At 67.4% G+C, this 2357-nt stretch carries 4 protein-coding genes and 1 pseudogene; all 5 read right to left on the reverse strand.

From position 1 onward, the window contains the following. Nucleotides 1-779 (reverse strand): KUP/HAK/KT family potassium transporter (locus tag ACZ5NH_RS45410; protein WP_468784345.1); only part of this gene is annotated, 779 nt, incomplete at its 3' end. A 207-nt stretch (nucleotides 780-986) separates the two neighbouring features. Next, a complete protein-coding gene (locus ACZ5NH_RS45415) occupies nucleotides 987-1313 on the reverse strand; it encodes a DUF1048 domain-containing protein (RefSeq protein WP_468784346.1) in 327 nt (108 codons plus the stop codon). 1 nt (nucleotide 1314) lies between these two features. After that, nucleotides 1315-1671, reverse strand: a complete 357-nt coding sequence (locus ACZ5NH_RS45420; RefSeq protein WP_468784348.1) for a DUF1048 domain-containing protein — start codon at nucleotides 1669-1671, stop codon at nucleotides 1315-1317. Continuing rightward, nucleotides 1668-1994: a PadR family transcriptional regulator gene (locus ACZ5NH_RS45425; protein ID WP_468784350.1), complete on the reverse strand. Its 327-nt coding sequence runs from the start codon at nucleotides 1992-1994 to the stop codon at nucleotides 1668-1670. The genes ACZ5NH_RS45420 and ACZ5NH_RS45425 overlap by 4 nt, the downstream gene beginning before the upstream one ends. Before the next feature lie 144 nt (nucleotides 1995-2138). Next, nucleotides 2139-2357, reverse strand: a pseudogene (locus ACZ5NH_RS45430) (hypothetical protein); the annotation flags it as partial.

The raw sequence follows: 2357 nt of genomic DNA on the forward strand, positions 1-2357 counted from the left end.
GCGTAGAGCGCCTCGGCGCCGGTGACCGCGAGCACGACCGCGGCCAGGGCGAAGAAGGCCGTGCCGAAATGGCCGAACAGGAAGCCCAGGGCGTAGGTCGGCGAGAGCGCCCTGAGGATGGCCGGATGATCGGCGATGCCGGCGACACCACAGGCCCCGATGGCCGCGAACCAGGCGATCATGACCGGTCCGAACACCCGGCCCACCGCGGCGGTTCCCCTGCGCTGCACCAGGAACAGCACCACGATGATCACCGCGGTGATGGGTACGACAGCGCCGCCCAGCGACGGCTGGACGACCTTGAGCCCCTCGACCGCGGACAGCACCGAGATCGCCGGGGTGATCATGCTGTCGCCGAAGAACAGGGACGCGCCGAAGAGGCCCAGCGCGGCCAGTACGGCGGCGGTCCGTCCGGCCCGTCGCGAGCTCCACCGCCGTACGAGGGTGATCAGCGCCATGATGCCGCCCTCGCCGTCGTTGTCGGCGCGCATCGCCAGCAGCACATAGGTGACCAGGACGATGATTACCACCGACCAGAACACCAGCGACACGACCCCGTACACGTTCTGAGTGGTGACGGGGACGGGGTGCGGGTCGGTCGGGTTGAACACGGTCTGGAGGGTGTAGATCGGGCTGGTGCCGATGTCACCGAAGACCACACCGAGAGCACCGATGACCAGCGCGATGCGCACCGTGTCGTACGCGCTCGCATGATGAGCCTCGGGCGTGCGCGACGGGAATCCGTCATCCGGCGCGTTTGCCTGTCGGCGGTCGGTCATGGTGATCCTCCTCGTTGCGGACCGCTGCCTACGGGCCCGGTGTATCGGAGCTACATCGCTATTCGTGCATGTCACGGGGCCTGACGTGAAGTGTGTTCGGGGTGCTCGCGCAGGTCGCGGAGAGCGGGTCTGCCGACGCGCCGGCAAGCTACTCAGCTCGCCAGGCGTCGTGCGGGCTCACGCCCGCTGGCTTGATGACGACGGGTGTTACCTCTCGTCCGTGCCGGGTTTCCCGCTGATGGACTCCTGATGGACATCCGCGTAGGTGCGCGAGTCCTTGACCAGGTCGTCGCAGAAGGCGGCGACGTCATTGCCAATGAGTTCCAGGACTCCCTTGCCGCCCGCGACGCCCTCCTCGAAGAAGTCGACGATCCCGGGGAGCAGGGGCCCGTCGGTCAGGTCGATCGGTCCGACCTTGAACAGGTACCTCTGCATCTCCTTGTAGACGATCTGGTAGTCCGGCGGGAGCGCCTTGACCCGAGCCATGTGCGCCCGCCACTGCTTCTTGCCCTCGATGATGTCCTGGATGCCCACGTCAGCCTCCCAGCCGGCCCAATTTCCTTGCGACGTTCCGGTTCAACTGCTCGCGCCAGCGGTCGCGATAGGTCCGTGCACCCTCTCCGCCGGCCAGCGCCGCACAAAAGCCCGGGATGTCGTCGCCGAGTACCTCGTGGACGCTCTGCCCGTCCGCCGATGCTTCTTCGAGCAGCCCCAGGGCGGCGTCGAAGATCGGCATCAGGTTGCGGCCGGTGAAGCCCGCGTAGGGGAAGAGGTGGCCCTTGACCTGTTCCCACGCTGCCCGGTAGTCGTCCGGCAGGACCTCGGCCCGGGCTTCGAACGCCTTCCATTCCCTGGTGAGATCGCTGCCTGTGATGGTCTCCCAGAAGTTCATCTCCCGCCCTCCCTGAGCCTGTCGATGCGTGATGAGACGTACTGCCACTTCGCCCAGAACCTCGCGAGTTCCTCGCGCCCGGCGTCGTTGAGCGCGTAGAACTTGCGCGGCGGGCCCACCTCGGATGGTCGTTTCGTCACCTGGACGAGTCCGTTCCTCTCCAGTCGCAGCAGGATGGTGTACACCGTCCCCTCGATGACGTCGGCGAAGCCGAGCTCGTTCAGCCGGCGCGTGATGGCGTACCCGTAGGTCTCCTCCCTGCCGATGATTTCGAGCACGCAGCCCTCGAGCGTGCCCTTCAGCATCTCCGTCAGGTCGTCCATCGCGGCTCCTGTTCGGCCCTCCCGGTACTCCGTATTACCGAGTACCGCTATACGGTACCACCGAGTAGCCGGTCGCGTGGCTCACTGGCCGGCGGAGACGTGGCAAACACCGGGAGGCGGGCGGTGGGACCGGGTGGGGTGAGGTCAGGAGAGGCCCGACGCCCGGAGGACCGCCCGCAGCGCCTCGTCGTCGATACGGTGGCCCAGCCGTTCCAGAACGTCGGCTCCCTGACGCAAGGTGCCGCGTTCCATGGAGCGGCGGACGCCTGTGTCGAGTTCGTGCCAGAGCAGGGGGTTGGCGGCCAGGACGCGGGGGTCGAGTTCCAGGCGGTGGCCGTGGACGTCCCGCAGGACCAGGTGGGA

The sequence above is a fragment of the Streptomyces sp. NPDC031426 genome (genome assembly GCF_055581585.1).

What these genes read in the sequence shown, in the direction of transcription:
- ACZ5NH_RS45420 (WP_468784348.1), bottom strand. Translation starts at nt 1,671, where the DNA reads ATGAACTTCTGGGAGACCATCACAGGCAGCGATCTCACCAGGGAATGG.
- ACZ5NH_RS45425 (WP_468784350.1), bottom strand. Translation starts at nt 1,994, where the DNA reads ATGGACGACCTGACGGAGATGCTGAAGGGCACGCTCGAGGGCTGCGTG.